General features: G+C 36.3%; 17 protein-coding genes. 13 read left to right on the top strand and 4 right to left on the bottom strand.

Features of this window, described 5'->3' with window-relative positions; genetic code table 11:
• Positions 1-13: 13 nt before the first annotated feature.
• Positions 14-790 carry an enoyl-CoA hydratase gene (locus tag A9C19_RS16015; protein ID WP_072580875.1) on the top strand — a complete coding sequence of 259 codons (777 nt, stop codon included), beginning with the start codon at positions 14-16 and terminating at the stop codon, positions 788-790.
• Between the two features lie 58 nt (positions 791-848).
• On the opposite strand, the gene A9C19_RS16010 is transcribed toward A9C19_RS16015, so the two are convergent.
• A complete protein-coding gene (locus A9C19_RS16010; protein ID WP_072580874.1) occupies positions 849-1,034 on the bottom strand; it encodes a YhzD family protein in 186 nt (61 codons plus the stop codon).
• A gap of 125 nt (positions 1,035-1,159) precedes the next feature.
• On the opposite strand from A9C19_RS16010, the gene A9C19_RS16005 reads away from it, so the two are divergent.
• Both A9C19_RS16005 and A9C19_RS16000 read left to right on the top strand, forming a co-directional pair.
• On the top strand, positions 1,160-2,059 hold the full coding sequence (locus tag A9C19_RS16005; RefSeq protein WP_072580873.1) for an ABC transporter ATP-binding protein: 900 nt from the start codon (positions 1,160-1,162) through the stop codon (positions 2,057-2,059).
• A complete protein-coding gene (locus A9C19_RS16000; RefSeq protein WP_072580872.1) occupies positions 2,052-3,305 on the top strand; it encodes an ABC transporter permease in 1,254 nt (417 codons plus the stop codon). Before A9C19_RS16005 ends, A9C19_RS16000 begins: the two co-directional genes overlap by 8 nt.
• A 286-nt stretch (positions 3,306-3,591) precedes the next feature.
• On the opposite strand, the gene A9C19_RS21200 is transcribed toward A9C19_RS16000, so the two are convergent.
• Positions 3,592-4,125 (bottom strand): hypothetical protein, encoded by a 534-nt coding sequence (locus A9C19_RS21200; protein WP_083584404.1) that lies wholly within the window; start codon positions 4,123-4,125, stop codon positions 3,592-3,594.
• 289 nt (positions 4,126-4,414) lie between these two features.
• Between A9C19_RS21200 and A9C19_RS15990 the strand changes: the two genes are divergently transcribed.
• The 8 genes from A9C19_RS15990 (at position 4,415) to A9C19_RS15955 (ending at position 12,599) form a co-directional block, all read left to right on the top strand.
• Positions 4,415-5,656: a metallophosphoesterase family protein gene (locus A9C19_RS15990; protein WP_072580871.1), complete on the top strand. Its 1,242-nt coding sequence runs from the start codon at positions 4,415-4,417 to the stop codon at positions 5,654-5,656.
• Between the two features lie 11 nt (positions 5,657-5,667).
• Positions 5,668-8,646: an ATP-binding protein gene (locus A9C19_RS15985; protein WP_072580870.1), complete on the top strand. Its 2,979-nt coding sequence runs from the start codon at positions 5,668-5,670 to the stop codon at positions 8,644-8,646.
• A gap of 426 nt (positions 8,647-9,072) precedes the next feature.
• On the top strand, positions 9,073-10,017 hold the full coding sequence (yhaM, locus tag A9C19_RS15980) for a 3'-5' exoribonuclease YhaM (RefSeq protein WP_072580869.1): 945 nt from the start codon (positions 9,073-9,075) through the stop codon (positions 10,015-10,017).
• Positions 10,018-10,104: 87 nt separating this feature from the next.
• On the top strand, positions 10,105-10,329 hold the full coding sequence (locus A9C19_RS15975; protein ID WP_072580868.1) for a sporulation YhaL family protein: 225 nt from the start codon (positions 10,105-10,107) through the stop codon (positions 10,327-10,329).
• A 313-nt stretch (positions 10,330-10,642) separates the two neighbouring features.
• A complete protein-coding gene (locus tag A9C19_RS15970; protein ID WP_072580867.1) occupies positions 10,643-10,918 on the top strand; it encodes a hypothetical protein in 276 nt (91 codons plus the stop codon).
• Positions 10,919-10,958: 40 nt separating this feature from the next.
• Positions 10,959-11,411 carry a GNAT family N-acetyltransferase gene (locus A9C19_RS15965; RefSeq protein ID WP_072580866.1) on the top strand — a complete coding sequence of 151 codons (453 nt, stop codon included), beginning with the start codon at positions 10,959-10,961 and terminating at the stop codon, positions 11,409-11,411.
• A 58-nt stretch (positions 11,412-11,469) separates the two neighbouring features.
• On the top strand, positions 11,470-12,006 hold the full coding sequence (locus tag A9C19_RS15960; RefSeq protein ID WP_072580865.1) for an HAD-IIIA family hydrolase: 537 nt from the start codon (positions 11,470-11,472) through the stop codon (positions 12,004-12,006).
• A gap of 413 nt (positions 12,007-12,419) precedes the next feature.
• Positions 12,420-12,599 carry a hypothetical protein gene (locus A9C19_RS15955; protein ID WP_072580864.1) on the top strand — a complete coding sequence of 60 codons (180 nt, stop codon included), beginning with the start codon at positions 12,420-12,422 and terminating at the stop codon, positions 12,597-12,599.
• A 252-nt stretch (positions 12,600-12,851) separates the two neighbouring features.
• On the opposite strand, the gene A9C19_RS15950 is transcribed toward A9C19_RS15955, so the two are convergent.
• Positions 12,852-13,946 carry a polysaccharide pyruvyl transferase family protein gene (locus A9C19_RS15950; protein WP_072580863.1) on the bottom strand — a complete coding sequence of 365 codons (1,095 nt, stop codon included), beginning with the start codon at positions 13,944-13,946 and terminating at the stop codon, positions 12,852-12,854.
• A gap of 3 nt (positions 13,947-13,949) precedes the next feature.
• Positions 13,950-14,900, bottom strand: coding sequence for a glycosyltransferase family protein (locus tag A9C19_RS15945; RefSeq protein WP_233499191.1), 951 nt, complete (start codon positions 14,898-14,900; stop codon positions 13,950-13,952).
• 161 nt (positions 14,901-15,061) lie between these two features.
• On the opposite strand from A9C19_RS15945, the gene A9C19_RS15940 reads away from it, so the two are divergent.
• Positions 15,062-16,177: a polysaccharide pyruvyl transferase family protein gene (locus tag A9C19_RS15940; RefSeq protein ID WP_072580861.1), complete on the top strand. Its 1,116-nt coding sequence runs from the start codon at positions 15,062-15,064 to the stop codon at positions 16,175-16,177.
• Positions 16,159-17,106, top strand: coding sequence for a glycosyltransferase family 2 protein (locus tag A9C19_RS15935; protein WP_072580860.1), 948 nt, complete (start codon positions 16,159-16,161; stop codon positions 17,104-17,106). Before A9C19_RS15940 ends, A9C19_RS15935 begins: the two co-directional genes overlap by 19 nt.
• Positions 17,107-17,109 lie beyond the last annotated feature (3 nt).

The following is a 17,109-nucleotide window of genomic DNA, read 5'->3' as shown; positions in this document are numbered from 1 at the left end:
AGGGGGAATGAAGATGAGTTATCAAACGATTGAATTCATTCAAGAAGGGAACACTGGGATTTTATACTTAAACAGAGTTGATTCTTTAAATGCAATGGATGTTCAGATGCTACAGGAGTTAACCCAGGTTTTAAAGGAGCTTTCAAATTCAGGTATTCAGCTCTTATTTATTTCAGGAAGAGGCCGTGCATTTTCAGCAGGTGGCGATGTGAAAACAATGCTCTCAAATCAAGATGAATCACAATTCGGTCCAGTTATGAACACAATCAAAGAGCTGATTCTTTCACTATACGCATTGCCAGCCATTACAGTTAGTGTCATCAATGGCCCGGCAGCAGGATTAGGGTTGAGCTTTGCTCTAGCCTCAGATTATGTTATTGCAGAAAAACAAGCAAAAGTAGCCATGAATTTTATTAATATAGGATTAATACCTGATGGTGGGGGACACTTCTTTCTAAAAAAACGATTAGGAGAACAAAAGGCCAAACAGGTCATTTGGGAAGGAACATCAATGGTGGCAGAAGAAGCAAAGAATGTAGGAATTGTAGATGCCGTCTATGAAGGTGATGCAGAAGAACAAATGGCATTATGGAAGTATAAAATGGAAGCGCGACCATTACAAGCGATGATTGCTACAAAAATGATTTACTGCGACCAAGAGAAATCGCTATTAGAAGATACTCTCAACCGAGAGACAAATGATCAGCTCACGATGAGAAAAACAGATGATCATCGTGAGGGGGTAACGGCCTTTCTAGAAAAGCGTGCCCCACAGTTTACCGGTCAGTAACGTATTTTTCATACTATAATAAGGGGAGAGAATACAGTTCTCTCCTCTTACAATGACGCTATCTTCCAAATAAAACAAGTTTACCTGCAGAGGACGTACAACGATACGTTTTTTCTGTGTATTGTTTTTCTTCAAGCTTTTGTTGACCGATTTCCTTTGCTTCTGACTCATTTTGAGCTTCGAAGCTTTCGTCTAACAGTTTTTCTCCATTTTTTTCAAATACTGTTAAATAGTAAATTGTCATGTGATAATCCCCCTTGTTAACTTTACGTTATATCACATTAATATTCTTTGTATTTAGTGTTATTTCCTGCAAAAAAATGAAACCTTTGCCTGTCAGAATCGTAGAGTTATATAAGGAGGGATAAAATGAGTTTAGACATTCAGCAAGTAACAAAACGGTTTGGGACGCACACAGCGGTTGATCAGCTCACCATCCAAATACCTGAAGGAGAAATATTTGGGTTTTTAGGTGCAAATGGAGCTGGTAAAACGACAACTTTCCGTATGATTCTTGGATTACTTACACCATCAGATGGGAAAATCTCATGGAATGGAAAACGAATTACCTATGATGAGAGCGATCTTATAGGCTATTTACCTGAAGAAAGAGGCTTGTATCCGAAATTAAAAGTAAAGGATCAGTTAATTTACTTAGGTAGATTAAAAGGAATGACAAAGCAAGAGGTTATTACGGAAATGAGACGTTGGTTAGAGAGATTTAATGTAACAGACTATGAGAATAAGAAAGTAGAAGAATTATCGAAGGGAAATCAACAAAAGATTCAATTCATAGCAGCTGTTATACATAAGCCGAGGCTACTCATTTTAGATGAGCCTTTTAGTGGTCTTGATCCTGTCAATGTTGAACAACTGAAAAAGGCAGTGGTGGATTTAAAAGAGGCAGGTACATCCATCGTGTTCGCGAGTCACAGAATGGAACATGTTGAGGAATTGTGTCAGCACCTTTGTATTATGCATAAAGGAAAGCCAGTCGTACATGGTTCATTGAGAGAAATCAAACGCTCCTTTGGAAAGAAGAATATTTTTGTACAAGGTGATTTTGAGCTTGATTATCTACAAGATATTCCAGGAGTGACAAAAAGTAAAAAAACTTCTGATGGAATTGAGCTACAAGTGGAACATGAAGATATAGCAAGTACGATTTTTCAAGAATTACAAAACAAAGGCTTTGTCCGTAAGTTCATTCTAGAAGAACCTTCACTAAATGATATCTTTATTGAAAAGGTAGGTGCTTCATATGAATAAATTTTGGATTATTGTAGGGCATACGTATTTACAGAAGGTTAAAACGAAATCATTTATTATTACTACTCTTTTAACGTTGCTTATTTTATTCGGCATTTCCAATCTTCCTACCATCATTCAACTGTTTGATCGTGAAGAGGAAGTAAAGACATTTGCTGTCCTAGATGAAACAGATCAATATTATGATATGTTCTCAGCGAATGCTAACATGCTTGAAATGCCTTTTGAAATCGAAAAAACGACGTTAACGGAAGAAGAATTAGATGAAAAAGTGTTAGCAGAAGAATTTGATGGCACCATTATTTTATCAACAGATGAGAATCAATTTCCACAGGCAACAGTTAAAACATTGTCAATAACAGATTCTCAAGTATTTGCACAGGTTGAGCAGGTGCTCCAGCAAACAAAGCAGGAGCTTGGAAGAGTTCAACTTGGATTAGAGTCAGAAGAATTGAATCAGCTATTTACACCTGTAGTGGTCAATAAGGTTGCTCTAGAGGATAATGCAAAAACAGAAGAAGAATTAAATCAGGCAAGAGGACTTGTGTATATTTTGTTATTTGTTATTTACTTTAGTGTGATTTTCTATGCGAGTATGATTGCGACAGAGGTTGCGACGGAAAAATCTTCTCGTGTGATGGAAATCTTAATCTCAAGCGTTTCTCCGGTTAAGCAAATGTTTGCGAAGCTGATAGGAATTGGATTGCTGAGTTTAACACAAATGGTAATTATCCTAATTTTTGGTTATGCTTCTATTCAGTCAAAATTAGATGATTTTAATGCGATGACAGGAGGTATGCTAGGATTTAGTGATATACCTACCACTACATTCATCTTTGCAGGGATATATTTTATTTTAGGTTATTTCCTTTTTGCTACGCTAGCTGCATTTTTAGGATCTCTTGTTAGTCGCATTGAAGATGTTCAACAATTGATATCACCAATGATTTTTCTCATCGTAGGTGCCTTTATGATTGCGATGTTTGGTTTGAGTAGTCCTGATACACCATTCATTACAATTAGCTCATATATTCCTTTCTTTACACCAATGATTATGTTCTTACGTGTTGGATTACTAAATATTCCTGCTTGGGAGATCGCGTTATCGATTGCTATCTTACTAGCATCTATTACGGCCTTAGCCATTTTTGGTGCACGAGTATATAAAGGTGGAGTATTAATTTATGGGAAATCTTCGTCGTTCAAAGATTTAAAGAAAGCATTGATGCTATCGAAGGATAAATAATGCTGAATTAAGCTTCATAAATTAAAAGAGGCTGGGACAGAAGTGCCTGCACCTTATCGTAACGACTATATGTACGCACTGATTTATCTAGTGCACACAATAGATTGTATCGGAGGGTGCCTGGCTCTTTGTTTTGTCCCAGCCTCTTTTTCGTTTTTCGGGGTCGAATCACAAAACAAATAATGGATAAAATATTCTATTTATATGATGTTGAGTTATTGACCTTCATAAACAACGCTCCTAAAAAGGATAATTTATAGTAAATTAAATCTATTTGTACTATAAATTACCTTTTAATGCACGGTTGAATATGAAAATAAGGCGATACGGCTAGAGCCTTAGTTCTTTCTTTCATTGTTGCCATAAAAGGTAAAGAATACTGAATGCTTTTTATTAGTAAATCATCATAACTACATGTGAAATAACCTTTAGAACCAGAGCATTTATTATGCCTCCTACATATACCATCTAATAAATCGAGTGCTGCTCCTCCTCCGTGACCTGGACCACACCAATTACCAGGGACAGGAATACCCAAAGCTTGTATATCAGAAGAATCATTATCTATTAATTTATCTGCATTGTAAGCTGATATAGTGTTTAACTCTCTACCAATTTCTAATATCGAAGTAGATGCGCCTTTCTTTAATGCCTTTTTCTCATTAAATGAAACTTTTTTTTCTTCATCATACTCTAAATATTTTCCTAATTCTTTTAGATTAGCATCGATTTCTTCTTTTGTGTCTACTTTATTAATGTCAAACGAATCTTCCTTTTTTGAAACGTTTGCTGCTACAGCTTCTACAGCATAGCTGCTCATGATCTCACCTCCTTTTATGAAGGAATTAAGGTTTTCATTTAACCGAAATGAAAAGGGAAGAATCGAAGGTTGTTTCCTTTTTGTTTTGGCTTCGTCAGTAGGGCGATAAGGTTTTTTATTATTCGTCATCGAGACGAATAGGTCTTTTACATTCGGCAATAGGCGAATGATAGGTTTTGAATTTGTATTCGCCATCTAGGCGGGTAGAACGTGCATTCGTATTTGAGTGATGGTAGAATGAGAGTAGTAGATAAAATAAACCTAGCGATCGAATTAAGGTGGAATGAGTATGCAAAAACTAACATTTATTCATGCAGCTGATCTGCATTTAGATAGCCCTTTTAAGGGGCTCAAGCATATGCCTCATCATATGTTCGACAGAATGAAGGATAGTACATTTCGTGCTTTTACGAGATTAAGTACATATGCTATCACGAAAAAGGTAGATTTTGTGTTGATATCAGGAGACTTATATGATGATGAAGATAGAAGCTTAAAAGCTCAATTAAAGCTAAAGCGAGAGTTTGAACGATTATTTGAAGCAGGAATAGATGTGTTTATTATTCATGGAAATCATGATCATACCAGTGGGAACTGGCTAGATCTTGTATGGCCAAGCAATGTTCATATCTTTTCTGACAAAGATGTCGAAAGAAAAATCTTTTACCGGAACGAGGAAGCAACTGCATTCATTTATGGAAAAAGCTATCCAACTAGATCGGTTGTTGAAAATATCACTAGACAATTTGTTAAAGAGGACAATAAATCTGTTTATCATATTGGGATGCTTCATGGGTCTATTGAAGGGAATCATGATCATGATGTTTATTGTCCTTTTACCATACAGGAGCTTCTAAGTAAGCAATTTGATTATTGGGCACTCGGACATATTCACAAGCGGCAATTTCTACATGATCAGTATCCTCTCATTGTGTATTCTGGGAATATACAAGGGAGACATCGTAAGGAGGAGGGAGAAAAGGGGTTTTATCACGTAGAACTTACGCGCGATGATACAAAAACAATCTTTATTCCGACTCAGGATATTTTATGGGAAAGTACAGAGGTTGTTTTACATGAGAGAGATACAATGCAGGATGTGTTAAAAAGGTGTGAAAGCCGCATCAGAGACATCCGAAGATATGATACCCCCGTCTGTTTAACCATCACGATCACAGGCGTCTCATCTCTTGCAACAAGCTTGCAGTCGAGAGAGGTTGTAGAAGATTTAATGGATGCACTTAATGAACAAGAAATCTCTGAAGAAGCGTTTGTATGGGTTGCCAAGATAAAAAATGAAGTGGTACTACCTTTTACACAAAACCCTACTATAGATGCGTTTTTAAAAGATATACATAAAACAGCTGAGGAAATCCCTATTTTCCAACATGTTTTAGAACCATTAGCGAAGCACCCAATGTATAGAAAATATATGGAAGAATATACAAAGGAAGATCAGAAAGCGTTAATAGAACAAGCAGAAAAGCTACTTCAAATGGAATTAATGATTCATAGTAAGGAAGGAAAGTGAGGTGGAATAGAATGAAAATTAAGGAGCTCATGATCTATGGATATGGAAGGTTTGAGAAAACTCATATCGTTATTACCGATGACCAGCTCCAAATCGTCTATGGAGAAAATGAAGCAGGAAAATCAACACTGATGTCCTTTATCCATAGTATTCTATTTGGATTTCCAACGAAACAACAGGCAGAAAAACGGTATGAGCCTAAACAAGGAGGAGCATACGGAGGCTACCTCTTAATAGAAAAAAATGGAGAAGCACTCAAAGTGGAACGCCTCCCTGGAAAAAACGGAGGGACCGTCACGATAAAAGGAGAGGATGGATCCGATAGGGGAGAAGATTTCTTACAAGAATTAGTAAGCGGAATTGATAAAGAAACGTATAGATCAATCTTCTCGTTTGACGTCCATGGTCTCCAGCAGGTCCAGAAGATAAGTGGAAGTCAGCTTGGGAAATATCTTTTTCTATCAAGCATTTATGGAGCAGATTCCTTGTTTGCAATTGAAGACAAACTTAGTAAAGAGCAGGATGCTCTCTTTAAACCAAGTGGTAAAAGACCTTTACTTAATGAGGGATTAGAGAAACTAAAGGGGAGCAGCAAGAAGCTATTAGAGGCAAAGAAACAAAACCATGACTATACACAATTATTATCAAAAAAAGAAAAATTAGAGAAAGAGATAGCTGATAGGAAAAGCAAAAGAATGAGTCGAGAAGTCAGGCTCCGTGAATTGGAGAAAGTGCGCTCTGTTTTACCATTACTTACTGATCGGGAATGGTGTTTAAATCAAGTAGCAGCACTTCCACCAACAGGGGATTTTCCAGAGAATGGACTTACAAGATTAGAGCAATTCATAGTAACTCTTCAACAGAAGGAGGCGGAGCTACATACTTTACAAAAAAAGAGAGAAAGTCTTCTATTAGAAGAGAATCAACTTGATGTGGAAGAAAAGGTGCTTGATGCAGAGAGTGAGATTAAACAGCTTCGAGATCAGCTACCACTTTATGAGGAAAAGAAAAAACGAGTTAGTCAATTAAACCAAACAATTGATCAGCTAAACCTTGAAATGAATCTACATAAGCAGCAATTGTTCCCTTCTCTAACGGAAGACGAGATCCTTTCTATCCACGCAACATTACCTGTAAAAGAGGAAATAAAACAGGCTGTTATAACAGACCAGCAATTTAAACATCGTAAACAAATGATTGATGAACAATTTGAACAAACAAAAAACGAGCTTGAGGCTTGTGAAGAAAAAATGAGAGACATCACGAATCAGCTTTTACCTGAGAAAGAAAGACAGAAGCTAGACGAGCAAATGAAAAGTAAGGATAGGGGAAGCATTCACGACCTTAAAAGTGAGAAGCAAAGAATCTCCTCTCAAATTGAGACATATAAAGAGGATCGTAAGAAACAAATGAAACAGCAAACGACATTATTTCTTATCTTTTCTGGAATTCTCTTCGTTTTATTTGCAAGTTCCCTATTCGGAGAAAATTGGTTGCTAGCCGGAATAAGTCTCGCCGGATGCGTTGCCGTTCTTTTTTATTTAGGAAGTAGGAAAAAGCAAAAACATGATCCATTTTTGACCCATCTCCTCGAACAGGCAGCAAAGGTTGATAACGAGATCCGTGAGGTAGAAGAACAAGTAGCTACTGTTTCTTTTCCTTCTTATGAAGATTTAAATCGATTGCTAGAAAGAGATGATTTTTTAAGACGTTCTCTAGACCATGAAAAATTAGTGTTTGCACAATTAGAGAAATCCTACGATCGTATTTTAAAGCAATATGAGGAGTGGGAGGATGAAAAATTTCATAGTTCAGAAAGGTATGTGAAGCTTCTAAGCGAGTTTCCAATCGGGCAAGATACGAATCCAGGCATTTTGCTAGAAGCTTTTGACCAGATACAATCTCTTCAGCAGCTAATAATCAAGAAGCAACAGTATCTAGCTGATGTTAAAGCTACTTTAGAAGAAGTGAATCACTATGAAAGCCGTGTTGGAGAGGTAACAGAGAAGCTCCAGATGAGAGCTTTACCAATCGAAAAAGCTGTTTATGATTTAGTTGAAAGGTATGAATGGTCGTTAAAAAACAAAGAAAAAAAGATCACGATACAAGATAGACGAGAAGAAGTAGAAGAATCGATTGAAATATATTTAAATGAAAATCAGTTTATCAAGCAACAAAAACAGGAATTGTTAGAGAGTAGCCAGGCTACATCTGACGAGGAATATCGTAAACTATGGAAGGTGCAGCAGGAACGTCAAGAGCTATTAAAGCAACAAAAATGGATTGAAAAACAGCTTGTGCTCGATAAAAACATAGACCTAGAAAAAGTAACTCTTGTAAGCTCAGATGAACTCAATAAAGAAATTGAAGAAATAGAGGGGCAAATAAGAGCTCTTGAAGAAGAAGAGGAAGAGCTACAGCATCACTATTCAAAAACGAGTGTCCAAATTCTCGAAATCGAAAAAAGCGGTACTTATTCTACACTGAGACATGATTTTGAAACAGAGAAAGAAACTGTACGAGATCATGCCACGCAATGGGTTGTGAAGTCTTTAGCGAAGGAGCTTTTACATCAAACGATTGAACGTCACCGGAACCAAAAGCTACCTGAGGCTCTAGATCGAATTAGTCACTATTTTCGGTCTTTAACTTCGGATACCTATCATCGTGTGATTTTACCTAGTCAAAGTGATTCTTTCCTTGTAGAGAGAGAGGACGGGCAGACCTTTTATGCTGAAGAATTGAGCCAAGCCACAGCAGAACAGCTTTATCTATCAATTCGGCTAGCAATGGTGAAAAATATGAACAAGCAGCTTTCTTTGCCAATTATTATGGATGATAGCTTTGTACATTTTGATCATAAAAGATCTAAAAATACCTTTCTTTTATTAGAAGAATTGAAACAGGATAATCAAGTCATCTTTTTTACTTGTCATCAGCACCTTACAGAATTTCATCATCAAAGTGGGACACTCACTTTGACACGTTAATATAGAATAGAAAAATCTCAGTTTGATCATAAAACAAGAGCTATCCTAAATATGCTATACTTACTAAGAAAAGCGTAAGGCGCCCTAAAATAGGACGAGAAGGACTCAGTTGTATTTAAATGGTAGTTCCTTTTGACTCTATTGGTAGCTGGAGCTATCCATTAAATTATCTACAATTTTTTATATTACTTTCCATTTAGGCTGTGTTACTGTTTACTATAATTTTTGTTCTTTGTTGGCTGGAGTGGGTGTTTGAGACTTCTGTGGAAGAAGCGTGTCCATGGGAGATCCCAAAGGCGCTCCCGGACCGCGCGCGGAAAGCAAATGCCTGTAACGATCCGGAAACTAAGTTCAACAGAGCCTATATTTAAAGAAAGCCCCGCTTGTAGGGCTTAATGATCTAAATGACATGAGAGGAGTTCAACAATGGCTAAAGGAATTCTACATTATGATACTGGGGAGCAAGTAGATGTTCATTTACTGATTAAATCCTCTACAAAAGGAATTGCAAGTAACGGAAAGGCGTTTCTAACACTCATTTTACAAGATACATCTGGTGAAATTGAGGCGAAGCTTTGGGATGCGTCACAGGAGGATGAGGTAACATATTCACCTCAAAGCATTGTAAGAGTATTAGGAGATATTCATCATTACCGTGGACGAAATCAATTAAAAATTAGAAAAATTCGACCTAAGAATGATGATGACAAAATTGAGATCTCTGACTTATTGGAAACGGCTCCTCTATCAAAAGATGTAATGAACGAAAAAATTACTCAATACATATTTGAAATGAAAAACTCTAACATTCAGCGATTAACAAGACATTTACTTAAAAAACATGGTGAAGCATTTATTGAGTACCCAGCAGCAACTAAGAATCATCATGAATTTGTTTCAGGCCTTGCCTATCATGTCGTGTCCATGCTTGATTTGGCAAAGAGCATCTCAACTCTTTATCCAAGCTTAGACACAGATCTGCTTTATGCGGGTGTTATTTTACATGACTTAGGTAAAGTGGTTGAATTATCAGGTCCAATCAGTACTACCTATACAGTAGAAGGAAATTTACTAGGTCATATTTCCATTATGGTGAATGAGATTGCAAAGGCTGCTGAGCATCTTCAAATAGAAGGGGAAGAGGTAGTGATTTTACAACATTTAGTCTTATCTCATCATGGGAAAGCAGAGTGGGGAAGTCCAAAACCACCGATGATCAAGGAAGCGGAAATTCTTCATTATATTGATAACTTAGATGCGAAGATGAATATGTTGGATCGTGCACTTGAGCGTGTGAAGCCAGGTGAGTATACGGAAAGAGTGTTTGCCTTAGATAATCGTTCCTTCTATAAACCCACGTTCCATAAATAAGATTTTACGTTCTATATCTAGTTTTCCTCTCATATAGTAAAACAAAAGAGCTTGATCACATGTACAAGCTAAAAGGGGGAAGCTACGGTGTTACTCTTACCATGGTGGATATATGTCTGTATAATCGGTATTTTAGGTAGTGGATATATGGCTTTTAGAACCTCTCGTGAAGAAAAGCAAATTGACGAGGAATTTATTGAAAAAGAAGGCCAGGTTTATATTGATCGTATTCAACAAGCACGTGAAAAGAAAAGTAAGCTTGAAGAAAACCTTGTAGATAGTGGAATGAAAGAAGACCAATCTGCAAGCTAATTTAAACCATAGTTGCTGACATGATAAAATTTTTTTTAGAAGAGGCTGGGACAGAAGTGCCTGGCACCTTATCGTAACGACTATATGTACGCACTGATTTATCTAGTGCACACAATAGATTGTATCGGAGGGTGCCTGGCTCTTTGTTTTGTTCCAGCCTCTTTTGTCTAATTATAGAAAGTATAAACTATATTCCAAAAATGAAGGAGCATTTCTATTCCTCTGATACATGTGGGGAATTGGTAATAATTGTATCGTTATTTTTGTTCATATGGTATTATTTAGTAGAGATTAACCCAAGGAGGGTGTCAAGATGAACAAAATTTTAGTATTTCTAGCTTATTTTTTATTCTTCCTTCCATTTCTCTTTATCATTAATTTTTTGTTTACTATTTTTCCGATAGAAACGTTACAAGGGCTGCCAATCTTTTTCCCATTAATATTTTGCTCGATTGGTCTTCTTCTTTCTATTCTGTCCTATCGAATGAAAAAGAGTGTTCTAGCACTTCTTGCGATTATTATGAATGCATTGTTGTTCCTATTTCCTTTTCTTTATATGATCGGTGGAGTCGTTTTTTTCGGTCCTTGATGAATGACGAAAGAGCATAAGAGAGAAAGGATAAGTAAACATGAAGATCATTGAACAATGGGATAAAGAAGATAGTGATTTCATACGGAAGAAGGTCATTGAACATAATCTTTCTAACCTTCCTGATGTTGTTAAGCATCCAGTCAAAAACATTAGTTATATTCTTAAGGATGAAGACGGGAGGATTTTGGGAGGAATAACAGGGACTATGTTTTGGTACAGCTTACATATCGATTTCCTCTGGGTAGATGAATCATTTAGGGGGAAGGGCTATGGAAAAGAGTTGTTATATAAAATTGAAGCATTTGCTAAAGAGAATAAATGCAGGCTTATTCAACTAGATACCTTTCGTTTTCAAGCGCCGAAATTTTATCAGAAGCATGGATATGATGTAGTCGGCATTGTAGAAGAGCATCCTACTTTGGATAGTCAGCAGTATTATTTAGTGAAATACCTAATTGAAAAAGGTAACGAGATTGGGGTGACTGATTAAGAAGGGGACGTTAGATCTCCTTTTTAATCCGCAAAAAGTGATTGAGGAGTACATGATAATGAGTAAGCATATACAAGCAGTATTTCTAGACCGTGACGGAACAATAGGGGGCAGTGACTCCATACATTATCCTGGGGATTTTCATTTGTTTACACATGCTCAAGAACTGATATGGAAATTAAAAAATGATAGGATTAAAATCCTGTCGTTTACAAATCAACCAGATATATCTGAAGGGAAAGCAACAATACAGGATTTTATTGATGAACTTATTACATTTGGATTTGATGATATTTATATTTGTCCGCATGATCAGAGTGAAGGTTGTCCATGTAGGAAGCCTGAAATTGGAATGCTTATCGAGGGAGCTGAAAAGCACCAGTTACATTTAGAAAAATGTGTCGTTATTGGTGATAGATGGAGTGATATGGTAGCTGCTTCTAAAGCAAACTGTATTAAAATTCTTGTGAAAACTGGTGCGGGTATTTCTACACTAAATGAACATTATGACAAATTAGAAGAGATTAATATTGAATATGTCGCTGAAAACCTGGAGGAAGCAATTAATTGGCTATATTCCCATTACGATATGTAGCTGCTCTTGCTATAGAGAGAAGCTAATTTCATTTTAAGTAACTTAATAATTTATAAACTACTAAATGAATTAACCTCTTACATGCTTATTATAAAGAAACACAGACCTACAGAATGTAGATTCCTGGAACATTCCACGTGGAGAGAACAAACGCTAATCTCAAGTAATATTTTCAGCTTAACAATGTGCGTTATCAAACTCAGAAAATGTGCCTATAATCGTTATAGGGAGTATTCCTCAAGTCTCATAATTTTGTGTGGTGTTTACTTATGTTTTTTTAACCTCAACCAATCTATGTTAAACGTTTATAACGTAATGGATATACGCTTAAATCTTCCAGTATATTAATTGTTAAAAAAATTAAATGTATGATGTGATGTAAATAACCATAATATGACCTAAGGAGTGTTGCTATGATTTGGTTATATTTTTTTATACCTCTCATTATAATTGGTGGTATTGCGGTTTATTTTGAAAAGAGATCTGGTATGACTAAACCTAATGAGGATAAGCAAGCAGATCATTTAGGGGAAGTGCAAAGGCATAACAGAATGAACATTCATCAGGAAGGCTCAGATCATTCAGATAATTAAAGGGAGAATAGGATTGGCTGCAGCTACAGTGCTGGAACATATGTATTATAATATGGTAAACCCGAACTGTCAGGAGATAGGTAATGAATCTCTCCCTAATTATTCGGGTTTTTATTTTCTACTTTGTTAATTGGAGTGGAAGGTAGGAGACTCCTGTGGGAGAAGTGGATAAAAAGGAGTCTCCTGGATCACCCTTGTAAAGCAAATACCTGTAAAGGAAATCAACAATCATGTTTTAAAGTGCCTTACTAGTTAACCAAAGTATTTTTCAATAAACCATTTATGCTTTCGTGTGTATTTTTCCTTCTCCTCATGTAGCTTCTTTGTATAAGAATCATAGTGATTGGTTATTTCTTCTTCTTTTTCTTGAACTGTTTTAAGTATACTTGTCGAATGTGTGAAGAGTGTGTTTTCTCCTTGATTAATTGAATGGGCGAAATCAAATCCTTTTGAGCGATAAGCCAATTGAATAAATGGAGTAGCTGCTGATGCAGATAAAATAGTTGCGTGTAGTTTTAGATTAATGGAAAAATGACAGGCAGTTAAAAACGTATAAATTTGAGTGGCTGTACAGGTTTCAGGAATGAAGGTCACCAATTCGTTATTCTCAATCTGTTTAGAAAGCTCTCTACAAGAATCTATATCTTGGTCCCACATAGGATAAACAACAATATGATAGCCTTTAGATAGTAAGTATCGACAGCTTTCAATTAATTGATCTTTTACTGAGGCTTCATTGTAGCCAAAAAGCTTATTAAATGTTGTGCCCCAGTTAACAGCCACCATTGGGTTTTGATTCTGTGGTAAATAGTGGTCTAAGATATAGGAATCTGATTCAGGATGATAAATAAAGCCAGAATCTCCGATGATCTCTATAGACGATAGATCAGATGTTAAACCTTTTAAAAATTGGAAGGTTAACGGCCCTCTAATTCCACAATAGCTTACATACTCTACTACTCTTTTAATTCGAGCTGTAGGGATTTGACGATTATCAAAATACGTGGAGGGTTCAAAAACGTCACCATCCATAAATTTAGTTAACGTATCCTCCGTTAGATAATCAATTCCAGTGCCATAGCTATATAATGGTAGACTTAATTCAATCGCTTCTTCCGCAAGTGTTAAGAAGATATTTCCTTGAAAAAGCGAACCTCCGCCTAAGATGACAGCATCAATGGTTTCCTCTTTTAGCATTTCTTTTATTCCTTTATTTTCTTTTATGTCATAAGCAATAACTTTTTCAACGGAGCTTGACCATCTAGTAATAGATTGAACAAAAGCTTCGTAGCAGACCTCATCTCCGACATTATTGAAACCTAAATAACCGATATATAATAAGTTCACTTATCATTCACTCTCTTTCTTTCGTTCTTTAATGATTGAACGAATGGTCTTGACTAAAGATTTGGCTCTTACGTCTACTGAATGATGTTTACGAATCATGTGATAACCATTGTCAGCTATTTCTTTTCCGATACTTTCATAGTTTTGTAGATAATATAGCGCTTTTTCATAGTAGGTATCTAAATCAATCTCTACATAATGAATACCAGGAATGAAGCCTAAGTCCTCTAATTCCTGCGAATGGGAAGCTAATAGAAGTGTCCGACTGGCAAGTACCTCATAATATTTCATAACAGGATATTGATAAATCGAATCACAGGTGAAAAAGATTTTTGCTTTGTTAATTTCTCTTGCATATCTGCTGCCTACAAAAAAATTTTCTTCGTCATATGTCTCTTTGTCATAGCCAGGGTGTTCATGATAGGTGAAATTAGGAAGGTTTCCTAGTTCATCTAATATAGCTGCACGAAGTGGATAAATAGGTGGATACGTTGAACCCATTAATAGAAAGTCTATTGTTTTCTCTTCTTGATAATCTTTGAAAACATCTATATGAACAAAATGAGGAAACCAAATCATTCGATCCTCATATTCTGGGAACCATTCTAAAAACTTATCCCGATAATGTGTAAAGAGGTATCGTATGTTATTTTCTTCAATAAATTGCTTACGGTAGCTTGTTTTGTAGTGGAGATCATGCATAATCATGCCAACAGGAATATTACATTCTTTTAATCCTGTTATTTCGGGACATCTTGTTGGTCGTAAATCGTTTAATAAAATAAAATCAGGTTTGAAATGAAGTGTCGTAAGGATGTCTTGTATATCTCCTGATTCTTCCCAAATTGTTAATGTAGTAAGGTTACTCAACGATTGGGAGAGATAGTAATTATTCCGTTCAATTCCACTAGACCAATCTTTTGTAATAAATAAAAGCTTTAACTTTGTAAACAACAAATCTTCTCCCTCCTTAATTTAAACTAGAAGACATGGCGTAGTATCAACATATGACATCATAAAGAGATTGGAACAAGACAAATTTATTAATTTCATCCAAAACTAGAACACTAGTATAGTTTTTTACGTAGATTAATGTAAAAAACAGGAGAAATGCGATGAGGAAGATTCTATTATCTGGCTACTACGGTGAGTACAATACAGGAGATGATGCTCTATTAGCATCATCCTCCTTTGGTTGCAGTCAATTTCTTCAATCAAGTAAAACACTAGCTACCGCCTATCATATTCCAGAGTTTGAAAGGGAGCTACAAGTAACACCCCTGTATGTGAAACAGGAAAAAATGAAGAGTGAGAATTTAATGAGATTGTATTACCACGCACTAACCTCCAATCTGATTGTTTTTGGTGGGGGCTCTGTTTTTCATTCCACGGATAAATTAACAAGAGATTCAGATTTAATTGACTTAAGTAGGGGGAGAGGTGCTGTAGCATTAGGTGTTTCATTTGGACCATTTAGAGATAGTGGAGCAGAACAAGCATGTAAAACTTTTATAAAGAAATTATCTTATATTGGTGTTCGGGATGAAGAAAGCTTTGAGCTTGTGAAAAGTCTGGTACCTGATGTACATGTTGAGAAAACGTTTGATTTAGCACCACTTTTTCCCTTATCACAAGTCGATGAATTCCTGGGTACTAAGCCTGTCAAAAGGAGAGGGCTGGCGATTTCATTATGTCACTATGAAAGGTACGTAGGCTTGAATAAGGATATTGAAGAAATAAGGTTGGAGAAAATTTCACGTGTTTTAAACCGTCTAACAGTTGAAGATGTGGAAGAACTCATTTTTATAGACTTTAATGGTCATCCAGTTTTTGGAGATGTTGATATCCACAAAGAAATGATGAGCAGGCTTAAAGGAAAGATTCCAATGTCTAGAATTCCATATTCTCATAATCCAGCTACCGTTCTTAGGTTAATCTCAACCTGCAAAGGGATGATTGGTATGAGACTTCATAGCTGTGTTTTCGGTTATATGACGGAAACTCCAACTATTATTTTGTCATACCATCCTAAATGTATGGGGTGGGCGGAACAGATTCGGTCACATCCTGATTTTACAATGGATTCAACGGATTTCGAAGAGGAGCAGTTGTATTCTTCCATTATTAATATATTGCACAATAACTATGAACCTCCAATTATGCCTTTAGCTACTGCCCAAAAATTAGCAATGAAGAATTGGGAGGGTGCGTTATGTGCGATATCTCAGTAGTTATCCCGTTATATAATAAGGAAAATTATGTAAAAAGAGCAGTGGAATCGGTTTTGTCACAGACTAATCAGAGGTTCGAAATCGTGATTGTCGATGATGGGTCGACGGATCAAAGCTACCAGAAAGCAGCTGAGATAAAAGATTCGAGAATACGCATCATTCAGCAACAGAATGCAGGAGCTTCAGCGGCTAGGAATAAAGGAATTACAGAAGCAAAAGCTGATTATATTGCTTTTTTAGATGCAGATGATACATGGAATCCAACATTTCTTGAGACAATTTTTCGGTTAATTGAAAAATACCCAGAGGCAGGGGCTTATGCAACCTCCTATCAAATCATTTTAAAAAATCAACGAAAACTTGTGCCTAGTTTTGACTATATACCTCCATCCCCATGGGAGGGCTTCATCACTCATTATAGTAAAAGTGTACTTAGAGATCTTCCCATTATCTCTTCTGCCGTTGTTATTCCCAAAAAAACATTTGCTCATGTCGGGCTTTTTGCTATTGGTCACCCGCATGGAGAGGATCAAGATATGTGGTTTCGTATAAGTATGTATCGTCACATCGCCTATAGTCATACCAATCAGGCTACATACTATCGTGGTCTGCCAAACAGTATGTGTACGGTCCTGCACACCTATCAGCCCTATCCAATTATAGACACAATAAAAAAAGCGATAGATCATAAAAAAGTACGGGAAACAAGTGATCTTAAGGAATATCTAGTGAAACTAGAACTGGACTATGCTGAGAGACTTATTAATACGAACCGTTTAAAGGAAGCGTATGAGCTTTTAGAAGGAATAGCTACTACTCGTTATCAACTAAAAAAAGGCAAAGTTTTTTTCTTGTATTGGAAGGAAAGATTTTCAGGACATGTTATGAACAGGATACGAAGAGCTCGGAAATATGATAGGAGGTTTTAGTGG

Source organism: Bacillus weihaiensis, from assembly GCF_001889165.1.
Classification (GTDB): domain Bacteria; phylum Bacillota; class Bacilli; order Bacillales; family Bacillaceae; genus Metabacillus; species Metabacillus weihaiensis.
Note: the sequence above shows the minus strand (reverse complement) of the source record. Positions and strands in the feature narration are given on the sequence as shown.